Source organism: Clostridium thailandense (genome assembly GCF_019207025.1).
GTDB classification, from domain to species: domain Bacteria; phylum Bacillota; class Clostridia; order Clostridiales; family Clostridiaceae; genus Clostridium_AM; species Clostridium_AM thailandense.
Map to the genome: position 1 here is coordinate 1 of NZ_JAEEGC010000069.1, position 23,937 is coordinate 23,937.

18 protein-coding genes are annotated in these 23,937 nt (G+C 29.8%); all 18 read right to left on the reverse strand.

Translation table 11 applies throughout. The annotated features are described in order from the left end of the window. Window positions 1-157: 157 nt before the first annotated feature. The 18 genes from pepV to I6U48_RS14920 all read right to left on the reverse strand — a co-directional run bounded on the left by pepV (window position 158) and on the right by I6U48_RS14920 (window position 23,799). Window positions 158-1,543 (reverse strand): dipeptidase PepV, encoded by a 1,386-nt coding sequence (gene pepV / locus I6U48_RS14835; RefSeq protein ID WP_218321251.1) that lies wholly within the window; start codon window positions 1,541-1,543, stop codon window positions 158-160. A gap of 34 nt (window positions 1,544-1,577) precedes the next feature. Beyond that, complete coding sequence (locus I6U48_RS14840; protein ID WP_218321252.1) at window positions 1,578-2,285, reverse strand: WecB/TagA/CpsF family glycosyltransferase; 708 nt, start codon at window positions 2,283-2,285, stop codon at window positions 1,578-1,580. Window positions 2,286-2,358: 73 nt separating this feature from the next. Then, window positions 2,359-3,012, reverse strand: a complete 654-nt coding sequence (locus I6U48_RS14845) for a sugar transferase (RefSeq protein WP_218321253.1) — start codon at window positions 3,010-3,012, stop codon at window positions 2,359-2,361. Between the two features lie 109 nt (window positions 3,013-3,121). After that, on the reverse strand, window positions 3,122-4,096 hold the full coding sequence (locus I6U48_RS14850) for an acyltransferase (protein ID WP_218321254.1): 975 nt from the start codon (window positions 4,094-4,096) through the stop codon (window positions 3,122-3,124). 55 nt (window positions 4,097-4,151) lie between these two features. Continuing rightward, window positions 4,152-6,218 (reverse strand): cell wall-binding repeat-containing protein, encoded by a 2,067-nt coding sequence (locus tag I6U48_RS14855; RefSeq protein ID WP_246615363.1) that lies wholly within the window; start codon window positions 6,216-6,218, stop codon window positions 4,152-4,154. A gap of 294 nt (window positions 6,219-6,512) precedes the next feature. Then, entirely contained in the window at window positions 6,513-8,069 is a 1,557-nt protein-coding gene (gene murJ / locus I6U48_RS14860; protein WP_218321255.1) for a murein biosynthesis integral membrane protein MurJ, read from the reverse strand. A 14-nt stretch (window positions 8,070-8,083) separates the two neighbouring features. Further along, complete coding sequence (locus tag I6U48_RS14865; RefSeq protein ID WP_218321273.1) at window positions 8,084-9,196, reverse strand: glycosyltransferase; 1,113 nt, start codon at window positions 9,194-9,196, stop codon at window positions 8,084-8,086. 368 nt (window positions 9,197-9,564) lie between these two features. Then, entirely contained in the window at window positions 9,565-10,809 is a 1,245-nt protein-coding gene (locus I6U48_RS14870) for an O-antigen ligase family protein (RefSeq protein ID WP_218321256.1), read from the reverse strand. 84 nt (window positions 10,810-10,893) lie between these two features. Beyond that, on the reverse strand, window positions 10,894-11,919 hold the full coding sequence (locus tag I6U48_RS14875) for a glycosyltransferase family 2 protein (RefSeq protein ID WP_218321257.1): 1,026 nt from the start codon (window positions 11,917-11,919) through the stop codon (window positions 10,894-10,896). Between the two features lie 106 nt (window positions 11,920-12,025). Next, a complete protein-coding gene (gene murJ / locus I6U48_RS14880) occupies window positions 12,026-13,576 on the reverse strand; it encodes a murein biosynthesis integral membrane protein MurJ (protein ID WP_218321258.1) in 1,551 nt (516 codons plus the stop codon). Next, window positions 13,569-15,029, reverse strand: a complete 1,461-nt coding sequence (locus I6U48_RS14885; RefSeq protein WP_218321259.1) for an O-antigen ligase family protein — start codon at window positions 15,027-15,029, stop codon at window positions 13,569-13,571. Before I6U48_RS14885 ends, murJ (I6U48_RS14880) begins: the two co-directional genes overlap by 8 nt. Further along, window positions 15,017-16,111, reverse strand: a complete 1,095-nt coding sequence (locus tag I6U48_RS14890; protein ID WP_218321260.1) for a glycosyltransferase — start codon at window positions 16,109-16,111, stop codon at window positions 15,017-15,019. Before I6U48_RS14890 ends, I6U48_RS14885 begins: the two co-directional genes overlap by 13 nt. Before the next feature lie 209 nt (window positions 16,112-16,320). Continuing rightward, window positions 16,321-17,064 carry an acyltransferase gene (locus tag I6U48_RS14895; protein ID WP_218321261.1) on the reverse strand — a complete coding sequence of 248 codons (744 nt, stop codon included), beginning with the start codon at window positions 17,062-17,064 and terminating at the stop codon, window positions 16,321-16,323. Window positions 17,065-17,146: 82 nt separating this feature from the next. After that, complete coding sequence (locus tag I6U48_RS14900; RefSeq protein ID WP_218321262.1) at window positions 17,147-18,250, reverse strand: Gfo/Idh/MocA family protein; 1,104 nt, start codon at window positions 18,248-18,250, stop codon at window positions 17,147-17,149. Between the two features lie 57 nt (window positions 18,251-18,307). Beyond that, a complete protein-coding gene (locus I6U48_RS14905) occupies window positions 18,308-19,624 on the reverse strand; it encodes a nucleotide sugar dehydrogenase (RefSeq protein ID WP_218321263.1) in 1,317 nt (438 codons plus the stop codon). A 29-nt stretch (window positions 19,625-19,653) separates the two neighbouring features. After that, the gene (locus I6U48_RS14910; RefSeq protein ID WP_218321264.1) at window positions 19,654-21,495 is read right to left on the reverse strand and encodes a polysaccharide biosynthesis protein; all 1,842 of its coding nucleotides are present in this window, start codon (window positions 21,493-21,495) and stop codon (window positions 19,654-19,656) included. 243 nt (window positions 21,496-21,738) lie between these two features. Continuing rightward, window positions 21,739-22,647, reverse strand: a complete 909-nt coding sequence (gene galU, locus I6U48_RS14915) for a UTP--glucose-1-phosphate uridylyltransferase GalU (RefSeq protein ID WP_218321265.1) — start codon at window positions 22,645-22,647, stop codon at window positions 21,739-21,741. Window positions 22,648-22,725: 78 nt separating this feature from the next. Then, complete coding sequence (locus I6U48_RS14920; protein WP_218321266.1) at window positions 22,726-23,799, reverse strand: tetratricopeptide repeat protein; 1,074 nt, start codon at window positions 23,797-23,799, stop codon at window positions 22,726-22,728. Between the last annotated feature and the right edge of the window lie 138 nt (window positions 23,800-23,937).

Consider the following 23,937-nt stretch of genomic DNA (forward strand, 5'->3'; position numbering starts at 1 on the left):
GTTTGAGGTAATTTTTTATCAAAGATTCTTAGATTTTCAAAATACTGAGCTTTAGATTGACAAAAAGTTTTTATAGTGCTGAAGCTTGGAAACATATGCCGGAGTGTAAGTTAAGTGTCGGCCGTGCAACCCTATACTTGCTACAGATTTTTATTATTTACTCTGACAATTCTTTAATTACATTCGCATAAATTTTTGTCATTTTCATTAACTCTTGTATTTCTATGTATTCGTTAGACTGATGACATAAATCTGGTTTGCCTGGAAAAACAGGTCCAAATGCTACAGTATTAGGCATCTCCTTTGCATAAGTTCCCCCTCCTATAGCAAGCAATTCTGCTTCTTCACCAGTTTGTTCATGATAAACTTTTGCTAAAATTTCAATTAACTTATGATCCTTTGGAAAATATAATGGTTTTTGGTGATCCATGTTTTCTACCTTGAAGCCAACTTTCTCTATTTTTTCTTCTAGAGGATTCATCATCTGTTCAAATGTACACGTCACTGGATATCTTAAATTTAATCCTAACAACATAGAATTTTCACTCATTCTAATGGTTCCTACATTGAAAGTTAACTCTCCTGATGCATCATCTTTCAAGTAAACACCAAAAGACTTTCCATTAGTCTCCAATCCTATATTCTCTACAAGGAACCTTATCGTCTCTCCAACTTCTCCATCACATATATTTAAGTAGTTCAAAAATATTAAGGACTGCATTATAGCATTTTGTCCAAGTTCTGGCATACTTCCATGTGCTGAAAACCCTACACATTTTAATATTAGTAATTCATCGTTTATTTCATAACTTAAATTTATACTATTAGCCTTTGAATAGGAAACCACTTTTTCTATAATAGGTTGCTTATCTTCTATTTTAATGCCAACCTCACAATAGTCTGGCACCATATTCTCTCTGTTTCCACCTTTTATGTAAACTACAGGACACTTCTCTAATAAATTAAAGTTCTTTACTAAACTAAATACTGTTAAGCCTTTTTCAGCAAAAATAATTGGAAAAAAGCCATCGGGAGTAAATCCTAATGTTGGTGCTTCCTCTTTTTTTAGATAATATCCTACTTCTTGTGAGCCAGTTTCTTCGTTTGTACCAAGCAATATTCTTATTCTCTTATTAGGCTTAAAACCTATCTCTTTCAGAGCATAAAGACCATATATACAAGAAACTATAGGTCCTTTATCATCTATTGCTCCTCTTCCAAAAATTTTACCATCATGAATTTCCCCTCCATATGGATCAAAATTCCAACCATCACCTTCTGGAACAATGTCTAGATGTCCTAGAACACCTACCATTTCATCTCCTTCTCCGTATTCTAAATATCCCATATACCCATCAATATTTTTGGTTTTAAACCCTAGTTTTTTTCCTAATTCTAAAGTATATATTAGAGCATCGTTTACTTCCTCCCCGAAAGGCATACCTGGCTTTTCTTCGCCTTCAATGCTCCTAATTTTAATAAGTTCTTGAGTCTTTTCAATCAATTCTTCCTGCAAAAGATCGATTTTCTTGTTTAGCTCCATTACATTCCCCTCCAAATAAAATATAACAATAATTTTAATTGTATCTAATTACTTTAAATAGAAACTTAGGGATAGAAATTAATCTTTTTATCCTTTCTGGTTCCTTTGATACCCTATAAAGCCATTCTAATCCAAGTTTTATCATCCATTTCGGTGCTCTGTTAACTTTTCCAGAGAAAACATCAAAACTTCCTCCAACACCCATAAATATTTTACAAGTTAGATTATCCATGTTATTTATTATAAAATTGTCTTGTCTTGGTGAGCCCATAGCTACAAATAATGCGTAAGGTTTTTTCTGCTGTATATCCTTTATTATATCCTGGCAATTATTTAAATCAAAATATCCATTATGGCTACCGACTATATTAAGACCTTTATACTTATTCTTTAAATTTTGTATACATCCTTGTAATATTTCTTCCTTAGAACCTAAAAGATATATGGATTTTTCTTCTTTTTCACATTTTTTTATTATTTCTTCCATTACTTCTATGCCTGCTATTTTTTCCTTCACAGGTTTTCTTATAATCTTTGATGCTACTACAGTCCCAACTCCATCTGGAATTATTACAGATCTATTTCCTGTAAAATTATTAAATAGCTCATGATCATTAAGCCCATTATATAAAACTTCTGGATTACCAGATATTATGTTTACTTTTTCAAACTTTTCAATATAACTCATGAGCTCTAATTTTGTTCCATTAAAAATATCATATTTTAATATTCTGGTAAACATTGAAAACCTCCAAATTTAAATATTTTATGCTAAAAAATTAAGTAGGTACTCACCTACTTAATAAAATGTACTATTAAAATGCTCCTTCTTTTTTTGCCACTGAAAACACAGTTTTAAATAGGATTTTTATATCAAACCATACAGAAAACTTTTTTATATATGTTAAGTCATAATAAACAGTTTTACCTAGTTCTATTTCACCTCTACCGCTTATTTGTGCCAAACCAGTTATACCTGGTGGAACTAGAAGCCTCTGTCTATATGCTTCTGGATAATACTTAACCACATCTGGAATCTCAGGTCTTGGACCCACTAAACTCATAGTTCCGATTAAAACGTTAAATAATTGAGGAATTTCATCTAAGCTAGTCTTCCTTAAAAATGCTCCTGACTTTGTAATTCTATTATCAGCCTTACTTTGAAATACAAAATTTTCCAAATTACCCGGATCTATATCTAATTCCCTTTTCTTTTCAGCGTTTACAACCATAGTTCTAAATTTATATATAGTAAAATCTTCTCCATTTAATCCCACTCTTGTTTGTTTAAAAACCGCCGGTCCCTTTGAATCCAACTTAATCCATACAGACAATATTATAAACAATGGTGATAATATAACTATACCAACTGTGGATAATATTATATCCATTATTCTTTTCAAAAAAAATTGTACTTTTTTATTATTAATGTCTTTTTGAGTGTCTATTTTTATATTTTCAGCTTGCATCAATATCCTCCTAAAATTATATAAATATATCTACTAAATATACAATATACCAAATATAAAGCAAGTTTACAAGGTTTTTATATAAAATCATACAATATTTATATAGTTTTTACAGATACTTTTTTACCTCATTTATAGCTATAGGCCCGATTAAAGTTACTGCAAATGCCTCAACTCCAAATTGGGCAGTTCCAACTGATAGCGAATTTTGCAAATAATATTTAGTAAAATAATACAATACAATAGCATGTGACAAATATATAAAATATGAATTCTTCGAAATATATTTTATAATATTGATTAATATACCTTCTTTCCAAGGTATATTAAACATGCAAAGTATAATAAATATAGAATATACAGCCACAGTAGGTCTCATAAATGTAGTAGCATATTCAAGATTTCTAACTACATTTATACCATAAAATGACTCATACAACATTCCACAGGTTGACATTAAAAATATGATAAAAATCCAAATTCTATATCTGTTAATTATGCTTAAAAACTTTTCGAAGTTTTCTCCGATAAACGCACCAACAGAAAAATAAAAACTCCAATCCAATAAGTTTTTTTTATCAAAAAACCATAGAAGTTCATTATTTAACACATAGTAATGTGTAGCAATTAGTATTCCAAAAGTAATAAGAAAAGTTATTACTATTCCCTGCTTTTTTCCTATAAACCTATAAATAAAAGGGTATACAATATAAAACTGTACAATTAAAGGAATGTAGTAGAAATGATAAAACACCTTTCCATAAGCTATATTATTAGCTACAATATCCAATTGAAAATTTTTATTAGTAAGATAAATATATATTAAGCACCATAATACATAACTAGGAAGAATCTTACTAAACCTATGTCCAACAAATTTAAAATATCCATAATCTTTCTTATAACTAAGAGTAAGTCCCATACCAGAAATTAATATAAACGCAGGTACAGAAAATCTAGAGGCTTGATTAATGATCATAGATAAATCATAAGTTCGTGAGTTAGGATTGCTGCCGCTTATCACTATTGCGGAAACGTGTATTAAAACTACTGCAATAATGGCCGTCCCTCTTATAATATCCATTTGTAAAATACGCTTATTACTAATTTTTTACACTCCTCTCCTATATATAAGATATTTATCTAGCTAGATTCTGTCGTGTTAACTCACTTACAGAAGCCGTTCCACCAAATACAATTTCATCAGAATAATCACCTGAATCAATGAACTTCTTCTGTTCGTTGTTATCATCACTTATTAATATCAAAGGAGCATTAAGCTTTGCTGAAAGTATACTTCCTGCCAGGGCATCTGGAAAATCCACACCTGAAGCAAGTGTAATAACATTTCCATTTAGATTAAATTGTTTAGCAATGTTTATAGATGTGCTGTATCTATCTTCTCCCCATATCCTTACAATATTATTATTTGAAATTCCTACTAATTTTTTTACATTATCTTTTACTGTGTCTGATATTGCACCAGTTCCTCCAATTATATAAATCTTTGAAGGATTTATTTTTTTAATGGTTTCTTCAGATTCTGTCGGTAATGCATCCGTATCTGATAGCACTATAGGATATCCTTTTGCTGCTGCTACTGCCGATATACTAAGCCCATCAGCAAAAAGATTTCCTGACGCAATAACAATAGGTGTTCCATGCGGTGCAGCAATTTCATCATTTATAGCCTTTATACTTCCGTATTTTTCTCCATCCTGTAATATTTTTATATTACTATATCCAAGACTTTTCAATGATACTATTATACTTTCATTAGTATTTCCTTCGTTCCCTAATATGTATATTACACCATTTTTATCCAAGTGATTTCTTACATAATCAATCGCACTTGTATTCTCCGAATCATTTGTCCCTGATAAAAGTATTGGAGCCTTTAACTTCTGAGCAAGTACACTTCCACTAAGGGCATTAGTAAATGTATATCCAGAAGTAATTAGTACATTACCTACCTTTGAATTATTAAATTCTTCAGCTATGCTTTTTGCTGTTTCAAATCTATCTAATCCACTTAACCTTTTACTTGTGTATTGCTTTGATTTCAATGGAGCCCAATTTTGAATGCTTTGTTGAACCTCATCTGGTTCATCTAGATATTTTCCTGAGGGTTCTTGTGAATACATCTTCCATTCATCATAAGTTAAAATCTGATCATACCTGTTAGCTACATAGCCATTGTTCTTATAATAAGTATTGTAATCAAAAGAATTATCTACAGAACTAGAATCTGTTAACTGTACATTATAATTATTATATCCTGTTAAGAAAAGGTTATTTTTAAACCAATTATCGGTTGCTGCTTCCAGCATGTACACATCACACCAGTTATTCCCATAAAACACATTGTTATTTACAATATTATTAGTTGCATTAGAACCAATAGCAACTCCGTATGCGTGGTTATTATATAGTCGGTTATTTATTATTGTACAATTACTGCCACCATTGGGACTTCCATATAGCTGAATTGCGGCACCTGCGGCATCATGAATATCATTATTTTCAAAAGTCCAGTTATATGCTCCATATCCTATATATATTCCATGATCCTTGGGTCTATCTACTTTTAATCCTATATTGTATATTCTGCAATTTTTAACAGAACAATAACTAGAATCTTCGCCATCTATTCCTGAAGTTCCATAAGGCCTGTAAACTGGATAATCTAAATCCCAAATTGTTAAATCAGACATATCTATATAACTGCATTTATTGGTAATATATATACCAGCTCCAGTATATTTCGTCATCTTTATTCCTTGTACTTTCCAATAAGAACTATCATTAAAAGTTATAGCATCCGGTGCTATTTTTCCTCCCCAGTTAAGCTTATAATCTCCAACCATAGTGACTTCTTCATTTTTATAATTCTTTATAGTAAACCATGCATTCTCTGACCCATTTTTATCAAAAGCATCTGTAGTTTCAAGATAAGTTCCCCCCCTTATCTCAAGTGTATCTCCTGGCTTTAGTGTATCTATTCCTTTTTGAATTGTTTTAAAAGGATTAGATAAGGTTCCACTATTTTTGTCATTTCCCTGCATTGAAACATAATAAGTATTTCCATTACTGGCAAAAACTTTTCCATAGCTTGGTTCTATAAAGAATTGAAATCCTAGGACAATAAAAAAAGCTATTAAAAGCATTTTATAGTTGACTTTATTTCTAGCAGCTATTTTCTGCATATCATAATCTCCCCCTCAAAGCATATTATAAGTAATTATGAGTAAAAATATAAATATATAATAAAAAATTTCTAGCTTCAGATATCCGTTACTACATCTGAAGCCTAATAACTCTTAAATGCTTTAATTAAAATATATTCCTATTTAAACAAACAAGACTTATTATACCATAATTAAACATGCTTTTCATTAATGTGACCAGTTCTCGCATTAATGTTAACTGTAATTTAATAATTCAAATTATAAATGGCAGCTTTAATATTTGCTTTAAGCTGCCACATTTTTAGTAACTTATTATTTTTCAATATTTTTTCGTTTTAAAAAGCTATTTATTAAATGATTAAATTCTTCTACTTTAAGTAAAAATATAGAAACAAAATATATAGAAGCTCCTAATACAAAAGAAACTAATACAGACATTATACTTGCCTTTAGTCCATATCCAAACTTTAATACAACTGTTTTGTTAACAATAAATATAACTGCTCCCATAATAACCGAAGAACTTACTACTTTAAAAAAGACATCTATAATTCTTCTTATTTCCATTCCCTCTAATTTTTTATTTAAATTACATATCATTAATATAGTCGTTATAATAACTGATATGCTAGTAGCTAAAGTAAGCCCTGACACTTTCATGTATTTTATAATTACTATGTTTATTATTATATTCATGATTATACCTATAAAACTATTTATCATAGGTGTTTTTGTGTCCTTTATAGAATAAAATGCTTTATTTAAAATATCTCTAACTCCATAAGCAATCATAGAAGGACAGTAAAAAAGCAATGCACTAGCTGTTAGCTTTGCAGCCTGATTGTCAAAAGCTCCTCTCTTAAAAATAATAGTAATAAGTGGTTCCCTTAGTATAGCAATTGCTATTGAAGCAGGAACCATTATTAAAAGTATAGTATTTATCGCTTTTCCTAAAGCTTTTTTATATTGAACTACGTCTTTCTTAGCTGCAAGTTCTGATAATGTAGGATATACAATCATTCCTATTCCTATAGCAAATACTTCATAAGCTAAGGTGCTTACCTTATTAGCATAATCTAGGACTGTAACTGCCCCAAAAAAAATATTTGTTGCAAAGGACCTGTTTACAAAAACATTTAATTGTACTACTGAAGTACTTATAATAACAGGTATCATTAACTTAAACATATAATGTATTTCTTTTTCTTTAAAATCTATGTTTCCTTTATATCTATACCCTAGCTTTATATACTTAGGAATATTTATTGCAAACTGCATAAAAAAACCTACTACTGTAGCTATCGCAAACCCTTTTATTCCGTATTTATTTGTTAAAAATACTAAATAAACTATATAGACTATGTTGGAAATAGCAGCCATAGCTGCAGGCTCATAAAATTCCTTATGAGCCTGCAAAACTCCTGTAATAACACTTTGAAGACTTATAAATATAAGTGATATAATCATTATTCGAGTTATTTCCACGGAAATTGAAAACACTTTTGGATCATTCCAAAAACCGTGGGCGAAAACATATATTATATATTTAGCAAAAATAATTAAAACTATTGACAACAGTATTGTAAATATGGATGACATATTAATAACGTTATTTACAAACTTATCTCTAACTTTTTTAGTACTTTTCTGTAAATGCTCTGTATGAAGTGGTATGAAGGTCGTTGTCAATCCATAACTTATTGTAGTAAGTAGATATACTATTCCTAATGCAAAATTATATATGTCTGTAACATAAGTTGCTCCAAACTTAGCCGCTATCAAAGCATCTCTTATTAGCGCTAATACTTTTCCAAGTATTATAAATACCATTACTATAACTGAACTTTTTATTAGTTTTTTATCTGACATTATTTTCACTCCACTTACTTATCTAAAAGCATCTTTTTATAGGCATTATAGTATCCCTTACAAAAATTCTTCATAGAATAGCTGTTTTGGGCAAACTTACATAAATTTTCTCCTAAAGTACCTAACTCATCTTTTTTATCATAAGCTTCTTTCATTTTATCATATATATCTTCTATAGAATTAGGGTCTATTAAAAATCCTCTATCTTCATTTATAGTTTCCTCTATGTCTCCTACTTTTGAACCTATAAAAGGTTTCTTTGCTGCTGCACTTTCTAAAATTACCAGGGGAGGTGATCCACCTTCACTAAAGGATGTTAAAATACTAATATCTGAAGCATTTATAAAATTCACTACGTTATCTGAGAAGCCTGCGAAAATTATATATTTGCCGAGTCCTAATTCACAAACCTTTCCCCTTAATTTCTCTTCTAATTCACCATCACCTACTAAAATAAGTTTTACATTTCTCTTTTCTTTCTTCAACTTATTAAAGGCTTCTATAAGGCCTAAGTGATTTTTAATAGGATGCATTCTTGCTACATTTACATATACAAAATCATCATTATCTATTCCATAATTTTTTCTTATCTCATTTCTTTCTTCAGTGATCTCTATACTTTCATAATCCATACCATTAGTAACTAAGAATTTTTCACCTTTATACTTATCCTTTTGTAATATACTTTTTATATATTTAGATACACATATATAGTAGTTAAAGCTCTTAAGTCCTTTTATACTTAGAGGTGTAAAAAGTATATACTTGAACTTACTATTTAAAAAATCCTTTTTATAATCACTATGTACAGTTGCTGAAGAAGGTATATCCAATTTATTTCTTAGGAAGCAATGAAGAAAAAAAGCTTTAGCTCCGTGAAAATTTATTATATCTATATTATTCTCTTTTATGTATCTCAAAACTTCACCATTATAAAAAGACTTATTTTGAAATTGTACTATATCTATGCCTTTTTCTTTTGCTTTATCATAAAGAGGTCCTACTCCAATTGCTCCAATAACGCAATGAAATTTATCTTTTGAATAATAAGCTAAGTTTAAAACATGGTTTCCGCCACCACCATTATCGTTCCCTGATATAATCTGAAGAACTTTAATTTTAAACACCTCCATATAGTTATAGAGCAAAACGCCCGACACTTAACTTATCCTCCGGCATATGTTGCCAAACTTCAGCACGATAAAAACTTCTAAACATTCTAAAGCTCAGCATTTTGAAAATCTAAGAATCTCTGATAAACTCGTACCTCAAACATATCAGAAATCCTAAGTTTTTCTAAAATGCTGAGCTAAGAATGTTTAAAAAGTTTTTATATGTGCCTTCAGTTTTGGCAACATATACCTGCGTATAAGTTAAGTGTCTGGTGTAGTTCTCTATACATCTATTGAATTCAGTTACTAAAATAAATTCGCTTCATTTCTTTATTCTTTGTAGTCTATTAACTTTATACCTAAATTGCTAGTAGAACTATAAGCTATATTAAAAAGTTACCTTTTTTCTCCCGCATAATACTTTCTCCTACCGCTAGTAGTAGCCAGAAAAAAGTTGTAGTTTTAGGTACAAAAAATAGGTTGTCTGATAAGTTCATAAATAAAAATGCTATCATTGAAGCTAAAAAACCTGTATAAAAATATTTGTAAAGTTTATTCTCTGCAAATGTAATTATGTTTTTAACTTTTATTAATGAAGATAGTAAAATTCCAATGAAAAATACACTTCCCACTACACCAAGTTCACTTTGAATTTTTAGATATGAGTTATGGCATGGGAACCTTTTGTAATCATAATAAGCATAAAGCTCTGGATATTTTGCTACATAACTGTCATATAAGCTTACAAAATTACCATTACCTACTCCTAGCAAAGGATGCTCTTTTATCATATACCAAGCTGTTTTCCAAAGTTTTAATCGAGTATAGTTTTCAGAGCCGCTTCCTATTTCCTTGAGCCTTCCCCCTATTTGAGGAATTAAAAATACTAATGCGGTTACACCACCAATTGGTACTAGAAGTCTCCAGCTGTATACTACTGCAAGAATCACTAAACCAATTACTAATCCTGCCATAGCATTTCGTGAATACGAAAAAACTATGTTTATCAACAGAGAGAAAGACAAGACTCCAAAAAATACTTTCTTTTTAATACTTTTCTCATATAACATAAGCATTACTACTGGAAAAATGGATAATATCAGAAAGGCACCAAAATTATTTGAGTTATCAAGTGAAACGGTAACTCTTGGTCTTCCTAAAAAGCCAGCAGTTTTTTCAAAGCCTTCCCCCAAAGCAAATCCAGTAAAATATTGATATATGCCAAACAAACTCATTAAAGTAACACAGATTATATAACTATTAATAAAACCCTTTATATATCTGCTTTTATTAAATTCATATTTTATTATAAAAAATAGTAATATATATGTTGCAAATCTAAAGGTTTCTGATATAGCAAGGCCTTTCTCTGTTGAATAAGTCACTGATATACTCATTACTATTAGTAAGCCTGCCATGAACAAATTAAGAGAGTCAGTAAAAAAATCTTTTACACTTACAATAAAATTTTTTCTCTTTTCCTTAAAAAAGATCAATTGTAATAAATAAACTAAAAAGATTGAAAATAATATTATATCGCTCCTATGTGTATGTGCTTTATCAGTAATTATCAGTGGATTAGCTATAATATATAAGCATATCATTAGATATAATATGTAACTAGCCATTTTCAATTTTCCCCACCTACTTTATAATATATTAATATCCGATTCTTATTTTTTAAAATCCATATCTCTTCAATTATTAAAAGCTTATCTCGACATCTTAGTATTTTTTTCTATAGCTTTATTAGATTTTAATAGATAAAAACTAACTAATCCCTCTATAAATCCCATGCCATAACTTAGATGTAATATAGGAAATGTGACTGGTATATATTTTAATAATTTAGAATTTCCTTTAGAAACCTTAATTGAAGCCCCAATATCACAAATTAAATATAAAGCTAGTTCTAAAAACCATAAATACAATATTGGTTTAAAAAACAAACCTAACACCACTCCTAAAACATTAGTACTGACAAATAACATAGGAATTAAGTGCCTTATAGATGCTGGTTTTCCGTGCTTTTGCATTACCCTAACCTTCCAAAATCCATATTGATAGTACTGTTTCCACAGTTTTTTAAATGACGATCTACTGTAATATGAGGATTTAACTTTAGGCGTTAATAATACCTTGTATCCGTTTTTTACAACTCTATAATTGAGCTCATCATCTTGATTTCTTACAAATTCTTCATCAAAATATCCTATTTTATCTAAAACTTCTTTTCTGTAAGAACCAAACGCTACAGTATCAACGTACATTTCTTCCTGAGCATACCTAAAAAGTGCATTACCAACTCCAAAAGGCGAACTCATTGCTACCGCTATTGCAGTTCCCTTATCATCTTCACTTATAGTTTCTAGCGGCCCTCCAGCACAGCCTACTTCTTTGTTTCTTAAAGCTTCTACATTGTATTTTATAAAATCCTTATCTGCATAAGCATGAGCTCCAAATATTATAACAATATCAGCTTTACTCTTCCTAATTCCTTCATTCATGCCCTTAGGCGCAGATAACCCTGGGTTATCAATAATCTTAACGTTATTATATTTTTTTTCATATTCTCTAACCACATTTCTAGTATTGTCCGTAGACATTCCATCACAAACAAAAACCTCAAAGCATTCCTTTGGATACGTTTGACTCATAAAAGTATCCAAACATTTTCCAATGTATTTCTCTTCATTTCTGCATGGAATAATTATAGAAACAGTTTCCATTATATTCACCTACCTAAATTATAAAAATGAAACTCCTACTCCTGTCGTCGAATGAGTACTTGCTGAGTAACGACCATCACCAAATCGTGGATTGGGGATATTTTCTTAAGAAAAACTATTTGTTTTTCTTAAGAAGTCTTCTAAGTACTAACTCTTTTATACTTTTTAATTCCTCTATGCCTATTATTATTGACACTATTACAAATACTACTATTCCCCCTGCTGAAGAAATCGCAACTTTAATTAATACTAAGAACATAGAATTATATTTTAATGAAAGAAGAATATTTAAACCTCTTATGGTAATTACCATTGGTATAGATGCAACTATTGTTTTTAATGCTGTATTAAAAATATGCTTTCCATTTATACTACCTATCTTTCTTCTTAAAGTATAAATTAAAAGTCCACAAGCAACATACATAGACGTGGCATTAGCTAAAGCCAATCCTTTAAGACCTAAAACTCTCTTAAAAATAAAAATTAGTACTATATTAACAACCATTGCTATAGCACTATTGATCATAGGTGTTTTAGTATCTTTTAAAGTATAATAGGCCTTGCAAACAAAATCTCTCATACCAAATGCTAAAAGACCTATAGCATAAAAGGTTAAAAGTAAAGAAGTTTCTATTGTAGCTTCTTCTTTAAAAGCACCTCTTTGAAACAAAATATAAACTATTGGTCTACTTTGTGCCATAACAATAAAAGACATAGGTAGTATCATTAAAATCAACATTCCCATTGAATCACTTAAGGTCTTTTTCATTTCTCCTATTTCATTGCTAGCACTCTGTTTTGCCATTTTAGGATAAATAATTGTAGATAATGTTACTACAAAAATATCTACAAAAAGAGCAAATACTCTATAAGCATAATTTAAATATTCAACACTTCCTTCTCCAAAATGTGTTGCTTGAGCTCTTTCTATAAAGGTATTAATTTGCTGAACTCCAGTACCTAATATTACAGGTACAAGCATAACACACATTTTTATTATCATAGGATCTTTAAAATTCACCTTAAAACTGTATTTAAATCCTACCTTTTTCATAGCAAAAACTTGCGGAATGATTTGAGCAAAAGTAGCAATAAAAGTTATAATAGTTAACCCTACCACACCATGCTTACTTCCAAATAGCACTAAATAGCCTATGGTAATTATATTTAAAGGCAAAGCTACCAAAGAAGGTATTGTAAAGTTTCCCTCTGATTGCAATACAGCATTAAATATATATATTATTGCATTAAAAATTAAAGTTGGTATCAGTATATTAGTAAGTCTCTGAGTAAACTCCAGTTTTGCTCCAATAAATCCTGGATTCAACAACTCAACTATAGGCCTACTAAAAATTATACATAATACTGATATAGCTGCTGTAGCTATTATAAATACATTTAAAAGATTACATATAAAGTCTATTGCTTCTTTTTTTCCTTCTTTCAATTTTTCATTATAAAGAGGAATTAATGTAGTAGTTATTGCTGCTCCTATCATTATAAATAATACCATTGGAACATTAGATGCCTGAAAAAAGGCATCTAAATCACCTGGTTTATATTTAGCTGCTGTTACACTGTCTCTTAAAAGTCCGAGAAACTTACTTATAAAAGTACAAATTACAATTAATCCAGCTGTAGTTGCTAACTTACCTTTATTATTCATATAATCTACTACCCTTTATTTTATTTACTTGTATAAATGATACACTTAGTGCAAATAATACGTAGTTAGGTAAAAAATATGTGACAGAACTTGGAGAAAAACTTCCTATAGAAAAACCAATTAAAGATGTTAACAATGAATAGGCTGTAAATTTATTCATGCCATCCTGTCTAAGTGCAATTAACAATAAACTATATAGTAAATATAGATAGAACACTCCATAGACTATTGTAAATAATCCAAAATCACCAATCATTTCTGTTGCAAGACCATGTGGACTATAAATTCCATGTGTATTATTCATATCCATTAGATGTTGAATAGTATTTCCAGCACCAAATCCAAATAGCCTTTTATCTTTTACAAACCCTTCAACAACTACATCATATATAATAGTCGCTCTTACATTTTCAGATCCTTCTTCACCAATATCGCTTTTACTCATTTTGGCTACATCTCCTATTTTAGCCATCTTTTCTATCATCTTTTGCTCATATTCAGCTCCATGCTTAACCATCATATAGCTGTATCTATATACTCCTGTGAATGCTACTGCTATAAGTAAAGGATATATTAAAGCTTTCAGTCTTCCTTCTTTAAGTATTACTAAAGTATATACTGCAAATATTAAAACTACAGCTAAAATATTTGACCTTGAATTTGTAAGTACTAGCGCTGTAAAAGTAAGTATTGTAGCTATTCCAAAAAATAATTTGCCTGCCTTAGTTTTAACATAATAGAATAGATACATTAAAAAAGGAATTCCTAACCCCAAAAATGTTGCATAGTTATTTGCATTAAAAAAGAATACAACTGGCCTACTTCTTAAAACTATAATTTCCTTCAAGGTAAGCTTATTCATAATATCATCAAAATAATGTTTTACAGGTAATAACGTTCCAGTTATAGATTCTATCATACCTATAACAACCGTAAGTAAAAATACAAATCCAACAACCTTCAATGAATTGTAAAATTTCTCCTTTGAGGTATTAAACGTAACAACAATGAAAACAAATGCGAACATCATTGCATATATTTCTATATATTTTATATTTAAGTCTTTGCTTTTTGACCAAAAAAAACTCAAACATATGTATATAAACCAAACCGTATAAAAATATACAGCCTTTTTATCTATTTTTCTTAATTCATGTCTATTTATAAGTATATAAAAAGCCGTAGCTATAAAACAAATAACTAGCATTATGTGAAAATAATATAATTTCTCATGTCTAGGAAAGTACGATGCATATTCAAAAATACTTGAAATTAGCAAAGTGTAATATATATTTTCATAAAAACTATCTGATTTTGTGACACCACAAGCTGCAACAATACTCAATAAAAAAAGTCCATTTATTATAAAGTTTTTATTAATTATCGAAGAAACTAAAAGAAAGATAAAAGCTATAAATATGTAGATGCTGCTTTTCTTAGTTATTTCATACATCCATTGCTCCTCCTATTTGTAATAATTCTCTCATATAATTTTTTCATTATCCCAGCGTTTTCAATCCAATTATATTTTTCTACAGCTATTTTTCTAGCGTTAATAGAAAACTCTCTAATTTTACTCTCGTCATTTATTAATATCTTCAATTTCTCTTTAATTAAATCACTATTTTGAGGATCAACGGTATATCCATTATAATTATCCAAAACTACTTCTTTTAATCCTCCAACATTAGTGGAAACTACAGGTCTCCCACAAGCACAAGCCTCAACCGCAGCTACACCGAAACTCTCACTTAGTGAAGGTATGCAAACTATGTCCATTTTATTTATATATTCTGAAACTCTGTTATTATCTATATTCCCTGTAAAACTTACCTTTGACGATATTCCTAATTCTGTACAAAGTTTTTCAAGGTTTATTCTTTCTGGTCCATCTCCAACTATCATTAATCTTATATCCTTTTCAATCTCTTTTGTTAAGCTTTCAAAAGCTTTTACCAAATATTCTATTCCATATATTTTTCGTAAGTTTTTAATTACACCAATGGTTATATATTCGTTATTTAAAACTGGATTTTTCATATCAAATTTTTCTATATCCACTCCAAAGGGAGTTATAGTTATTTCACCATTACTATAATACTTTTTTGTTTCGTTTCCCATATCTAAACTTGTGGAACAAACTGCATTAGCACCTTTTAAAATAAATTTCAAAAGTCTAGCCTTTAAATTGCTTGAACTAGGAAACTCATAGATATCACTTCCCCATACAGAAATTATGAAGGGATGATATCCACTCATTCTTCCATATAATCCATAGCTAGTCGCATAATGGCTATGCAATATATCAGGCTTTATATCACCTATTAATTTTCTTATGTGCTTTATAATAAATAAATAAGATAACTTACTTTTAAATGGTGGTTCTACAACAATAAGTTTAACATTCTCACTATATTTATAAGCTGTTGCCCTCATAGAAATTAAATAGATTTCATTGCCATCACTTGAAAAAAAATCTACCCACTTTCTTGTATGAATACTATCAGCATCCGCTAAAAAACATATTTTAGCCATTAGGTTCACCCCTTAAAGGAGTTAAGAGTTAAGAATTGAGAATTAAGAGTTGGGGATGATTTTCTTCCTCTTGGATACTGAAAATCTTTAAATTTAGAAGCTAATTAAAGTAAAGCTTTAATTATATATTAAATTTTAGATTTCCTGAAATAAGTCAGAAATCATCCTTAACTCTTAACTTTTCACTCTTAACTCTTAACTAAATTTCATTATTGATTTTTTAGCAATTGATCCTCTGGAACTTTTCTAAGTTCTTTAGCTGGATTGCCCGCAACTATAGCTTCTTTTTCAACATCTTTTGTAACTATGCTTCCAGCTGCAACAAATCCATCTTCATTTATTACTTTACCTGGTAGAATAGTAGCTTGCGCCCCTATTCTACCTCCTTTCTTAACTGTTACACCTTTAAAATGCTTATATCTTTCTTTAGAACGAGCTGCAAAGTTATCATTAGATGTTACAACTCCTGGAGCTATAAATACATTATCTTCCACTTCTGAATAAGCAGTTAAATAAACATTAGTTTCCAATTTACAATTTGAACCTACCTTACAGAAATTTTCTACAGCTGTGCCTCTTCCTATAATAGTTTTACTTCCTATGGTTACATTTTCTCTTATTGTTGCAAGATCAGCAACTAAAGTCTTCTCTCCAATTTCACATCCACAATAAACTATTACACCTGCACCGATTAAGCATCCCTCTGATATAATTGCTGGTGAAAACTCTTTCTCATCTTTAAATATACTATTAACAGATCTCATTGGCTGCTTTCCAACTACAGTATTAGAATCTATTCTCACATTGTTACTTATTTTTGTACCTTTATGTATAACAACATTGTGTCCAATTATGCAGTTATCTCCTATAACTACATCGTCTTCTATAACTACAAATCTTCCTAAACTTACATTATTGCCTAGAGCAGCTTTTTCAGATATATAATTCTCCATTTCAATTCTCCATTCACATTTTATTGTTTTTAACCAAGTTATCCTTATTTATGAGCACAATAACTCATGGTTATTTGGATTATTAGTGAATCTTCTTAACTTCAACCATATCCATAGTCGAGAAGCTCTCCATAGGGAATTTAACTGGCATTCCTGTAAGTCTTGATTTATAAGCAGCAAGAATTATAGACATACCCTTTTTACCTTCTTCTCCGCTTATAAGTGGTTCCCTATTACTATTTATAGAATCTATCATATCTTTAAACAATGGAGTATGCCCAAAACCGTAAACTGTATCAGGGTCTCCCTCCTGTGCTTTTAATATGTCATTTTCATCATCCTTATTATCTGCAAACCTCCATGTTTCTATTTTGTTTACAGCAAGTCCGCCTATACATACTGTTCCACATTCTCCAAATATGCTTAATGTCTCCTCTAAATTTTTTGGATATACACAAGCACTGCCTTCTACTATTCCAATGGAACCGTTTTTAAATCTTATAACTATTGCTCCAAAATCTTCTGCCTCTATGTCTCTTAAAAAAGTATCACACTGAGCATAAACTGTGTCTATTTCTCCACCCATCATCCATTGTAGTAAGTCTATATTATGTATACATTGATTCATTAATGTACCACCATCGAGCTCCCAAGTTCCTCTCCAAGGTGCTTGAGTATAGTATCCCATATTTCTATTCCAAAGAATTCGTGCAGTTCCATTAATAAGTCTTCCAAATCTATTATTATCAATAGCTTCTCTTAGTTGTTGAATTGGTCTATTAAATCTATTTTGATGACTTACACATAATTTGACATTATTATCTTTTGCACATTTTATCATTTTATCAGCGTCTTCTATTGATAAAGCCATCGGCTTTTCAACTATAATATGCTTCTTTTTGTTCATACAATATACGGCGATTTCTGGATGGTATCCACTCTCAGTTGCTATAGCTATTACGTCTATTTCTTCTTTTTCAAGCATTTCTTTATAATCTGTATAAACATTTATTTCTACATTTTGTCCTAATTTAGATACATATTCCTCTTTCTTTTCTACAGCTTTTTCCTTTACTACATCACAAACAGCTACTAATTCAGCTTCTTCCTTATTATGTATCAAAGCTTCTACATGTTTGTATGAAATTCTTCCGCATCCCACAATCGCAAATTTTAATCTTTTCATAATAAATCACCCCTTAATTTCATTAGTAATAAGATAAGCCCAGTGGGCTTATCTTATTTATAGTTTATGAATTTTTTCTCTATTATTCTTTACATCCTTTGTTGCATTTCTTGTATCGTATACTATTTTAGCTCTAGATACTATTTCTTCATATTCATAGCAACTATGGTCTGTAGTTACTATAACTATGTCAGTATCATCTATCACTTCTTTCCAATCTACAGTATGATACTTTTTACCATTATGCTTAAACTCTGGTATATATGGATCATTTATTACTATTTCAGCACCATTTTTCTCTAAATGTTCTATAACTTTTAATGCAGGAGATTCTCTTGGATCATCAATATCCTTTTTATATGCAACTCCTAATAAAAGAACCTTTGCACCATTCATTGCTTTCTTATGTCCATTTAAAAGCTTCATAGCAGTATCTACTACAAATTCTGGCATAAAATCGTTAATTTCTCCCGAAGTTTCTATAAGTTTTGTATGGTAATCATACTCTCTTGCTTTCCATGCTAAATAGAATGGATCTAGTGGTATGCAGTGTCCACCAAGTCCTGGACCTGGATAAAATGCCATAAATCCATATGGCTTAGTTTTTGCAGCTTCTATAACTTCCCAAACATCTATTCCCATTCTTTTACATAATATAGCCATTTCATTAGCTAAACCTATATTTATATTTCTAAATGTATTTTCAAGTATCTTCTCCATTTCAGCTACTGCTGGTGATGATACTTTAAATATTTCGCCTTCAAGAACATTTTCATATAATTTAGCAGCTACTTCTGTACACTCTGGCGTACATCCGCCAACTACTTTTGGAGTATTCTTAGTTTTAAATTCTTTATTACCTGGATCTACTCTTTCAGGTGAAAATGCTAGGAAAAAGTCTTCTCCACATTTTAAACCACTTTCTTCAAGTATTGGTTTTAAAACTTCTTCTGTAGTTCCTGGGTAAGTAGTGCTTTCAAGTACCACAAGCATTCCTCTTTTTAGATACTTTGATACACTTTTAGTTGAATTTACAACATAAGAAATATCTGGCTGCTTATATTTATCAAGTGGAGTAGGTACACAAATACATACTGTATCTACATCTTTTACAAAACTAAAATCTGTTGTAGCTTTTAACTTTCCTGATTTAACTAATGCCGCTAAATCTTCATCAACTACATCTCCTATATAATTATGTCCTTCATTTACCATTTCTACTTTTTGGTCTTGAACATCAAAACCTATAACTTCATAACCAGCATTAGCTTTTTCAACTGCAAGTGGAAGACCTACATATCCTAAACCAACTACTCCTAGTTTAGCTGCTTTATTTTCTAATTTTAACATTAATTCATCTCTTAATTGTGACATTTTTTTCCCTCCTGTAATTGTATAGTTAATTAAGATTTTTTTCTTATATAAGTTGGTACTTTTCTTTCTATAAGATCAAATATTTCTTTTCTACCCATATTACTAACATTTCTAAATTCTTCTATAGATTTTTCTATAAAATCCATGTCTATTTCATTAGGTTTTTCAACAAATATTTTATTATGTTCTGTGGATGTCAAAGCTATTTCATCCATAAGAAGTTCTTCATATAGTTTTTCGCCAGGTCTAAGTCCTGTATACTCTATTTTTATATCTACATCTGGTTTATATCCCGAAAGTGTTATTAAATCTTTAGCTAAATCAACAATCTTAACAGGTTTTCCCATGTCGAGCACAAATATTTCTCCTCCAGCAGCTATTGCACCTGCTTGTATAACCAATTGTGCTGCCTCTGGTATAGTCATAAAAAATCTATTTATTTCCGGATGAGTTACTGTAACTGGTCCTCCATGCGCTATTTGCTTTTTAAACAGCGGAATAACTGAACCATTGCTTCCTAGAACATTGCCAAACCTAACTGCTACATACTCAGTGTAACTTATTCTATCAAAGGCTTGAACCATAATCTCACAGAATCTCTTAGTTGCCCCCATTATGTTAGTAGGATTAACTGCTTTATCTGTACTAATTTGAACAAATTTCTTAACCTTAAAATCATGACTGCATTTGAGAATATTATAAGTACCGATAATATTATTCTTTATAGCCTCAGCTGGATTTGCTTCCATTAAAGGTACATGTTTGTGAGCCGCTGCATGAAATACAACATCTGGCTTGTATTTTTGAAATATAGACTTTAATCGCTTCTCATCTCTTATAGATGCTATAATAACTGCTTTATCCATATCAGGATATTTGTAATTCAACTCCATTTGAACATCATATACGTTATTTTCGTATATATCTAATATCAACAATTTTTTAGGATTAAATTTTGCTATTTGTCTGCATAATTCTGAACCGATGGAACCGCCTCCACCTGTTACAAGTATTACCTTATCCTTTATATACCTATTTATGTTCTCATTGTTAAGCTTAACTTCTTCTCTTCCAAGTAAATCCTCAATGTTTACATCTCTTAATTTAGTTATATTTACTTTTCCATCAATTATTTCATATAACCCTGGTGTAGTTTTTAGTTTACAGTTAGTATTCCTACATACGTTTATAATATCTCTTTTTGTTTCTAAATCAGCTGATGGAATTGCTAGTATTATTTCCTCAACATCTTTCTTGTTACAAATGTCTGAAATCTTGTTTCTTCCACCTAAGACCTTTATTCCATTTATTAGTTTCCCCTTTTTAGAAGGATCATCATCTATAAGACCAACTATGTCATAATTTAGGTTCTGATGTCTTTTTATTTCCTTTATATATAATGCAGCTGCATCTCCTGCTCCAATTATAAGGAGCTTTTTATTCTGTTTTTCTAAAGCTACATTATCTTTGTTATCCTCTATCAATCTGTATGCAAATCTTGTTCCACCTAAAGTCACTACAGATAAAATCCAGAAAATTATAAGCATTGTATAAGGAAATCTATAATACTGATATTCCAAAAATCTATAAGTCACAAAATAACTATATAATATAAAAGCTACATTGGCTAATGTCACCGAATACACAATAGAAATTAACTCCTCAACAGATGCATATTTCCATATGCTATTATATAAGTTAAAAAATTTGTTAAACAGTAATGTTATAACCACCACTGGTATAATAGATAACTTTAAAAATATCCAATATTCTTGTGGCACCTTAAACTCAAATCTTAATAATAATGCAAAGTATAATGACCCTATAAGGAAAACTATATCCCAACCTATAAGTGTTTTATCTTTTTGCATGTTAACACATCCTCAACTATTAATTGTAAAAATTCAAGACAAAAACTCTCCTTATCTATTTTACATCATAGAAAAAATTATTCAATATATTTTTGCATACAATTGTATATATTGTGTTAATACTTTAATATTTTTCTCATATATTCCCAATTTTTCTTCTTAATTTTTTAAACTTGTTCTTCTAATATACTTAAATTTTTTAATGTGCAAAAAAACAAGAAGAGTTGTATATTACAGCTCTTCTTATTTTTTGTTTTCTATTTCATTAAATACATCTTTAAATAATTCCTGTTCCTTTAATGACAAAAGGTATTCCATAAATGGTTTTTTTAAATCTTCTCTTTTCAAGGCATATTCAACTGTTGCCTGAAGAAATCCTAATTTATCTCCTACGTCATATCTTCTACCTATAAAATTATATGCATACATTGCTTCACTACTTATCAATGTCCTAAGAGCATCAGTTAGTTGAATTTCTCCACCTTTTCCCGGGATAGTATTCTCCAATATATCAAATATAAAAGGAGTTATTATATATCTGCCAAGTATTGCAATATTAGATGGTGCTTCTTGTATTTTGGGTTTTTCAATTAGATCTTTTACTTTATATATCCTATCTTCTATATACATTCCTTTAACTATGCCATATTTATACACATCTTTTTCTGGAACCTCTTGTACTCCTATGATTGAAGTCTTATATTGATTAAAGCAGTCAATTAACTGTTTTAAGCATGGCACCTCACTGTCAACAACATCATCGCCTAACATAACTGCAAAAGGTTCATTACCAACAAAAGTTTTAGCACAATATATTGCGTGACCTAAGCCTCTTGGTTCTTTTTGTCTTATATAATAAATATCTGCCATATTTGATATATCTTTAACTAAGTTCAACAACTCTTTTTTTCCATGATTCTCCAGTTCATTTTCAAGTTCAACCGATTTATCAAAATGATCTTCTATTGCTCTTTTGTTTCTTCCAGTTATTATTAATATTTGCTCTATTCCTGAAGCCACTGCTTCTTCAATAATATACTGAATAGTTGGCTTATCAACTATAGGAAGCATCTCCTTAGGTTGAGCTTTAGTAGCTGGCAAAAACCTCGTACCTAGTCCCGCTGCTGGGATTATTGCCTTTTTAACTTTCAATATTGGAATCCTCCTTTACTACTAAATAAGTATGAACTTTATAAGCATTTTCAAATTTTAAAACCTATAATTAATATTCTATAGTTTACTTATTACGTTATTTAGTTCAATAACTATTTCATCTTTAGGATCCAATTTTTTAGCTATGTCAAAGTGAAGTTTAGCATTATCAATATCACCAGCATTTAGGTAACACATAATAAGATTTGTGCATATTTCCACAGACTTTGTTACTTCAAAGGCTTTTCTAAAATACAATACAGCACTTTCATAATCACCTAATGATGCATGATTTATTCCTAACTCATTTACCACCTCTATTATATTGCTATCTATACTCATTGATTCATTTAAGTAATAAATCGCTTTTTCATAGTTTTCTAGTACTCTATATGCTATTGCTATATAATAATATATTGTAGCACTGTCTCCAAACTGTTCTATTAAAGGAATTAATAGTTTAAGAGCTTCTTTAGGGTGTTCATACACTAACTCTTTACCTTTTTCAAAATCAATTATAGATTTTAAGCTTTCTTTAAACTCTGTTACTTCAACAGTTTCTTCTCCACTTTTTGAAATATAATTATTAATGCAAAACAGAGCTCTATCATAATCGCCTTCTTCTCTTCTAATTAGTGCTTCATAAAAATAAGGTGTAGCATACCCCTCTTCAACTTTAGCCTTCTCTATAACTGCTAACTCTTCATCCTTATACATTTTATCAAGTCCTCTTAACTGATCTGCAATTATTATTAGTTTATCATATATTTCTATTGTAGCTTCTATTTTTAGTAATCCTTTAAGTAAGATATAGGCTTCTTCATATTCTTTATTCTTAACAAGCTCAGCAATTTTGCCTTTTATAAAATTATTGCTCTCTTTAAGATTACAAAGCAACTTTTCATAATATTTATTAAACTTAAAATTTTCATCTGCACCAAGTACATATGTCATTCCCTCAATAAAAAAGCTTACAGGAATTTGTTCTAAATTACTTTCGACTTTAACCTTATCTACTATATTAGAAGACTTTATAGGAAAATATATAGTTTTTTCAATTTCCATATTAAAAAGTTTTTTGATATTTTCCTTCTTTATTTCTAAAAATAACACTTTATCAAGTTTACTTGCAAAATGTGATTTTATATCCATATACTTCAACACCTACTTTATAAATTAGTTAGTTATTACTATAAACTTATTTATTTGACGGCTAACACGTCTCTGGATAAGTTCTTCTAAGACTCATATGGGGTAAATGCATAAATTGCATTTGACGAACTTGCTCAG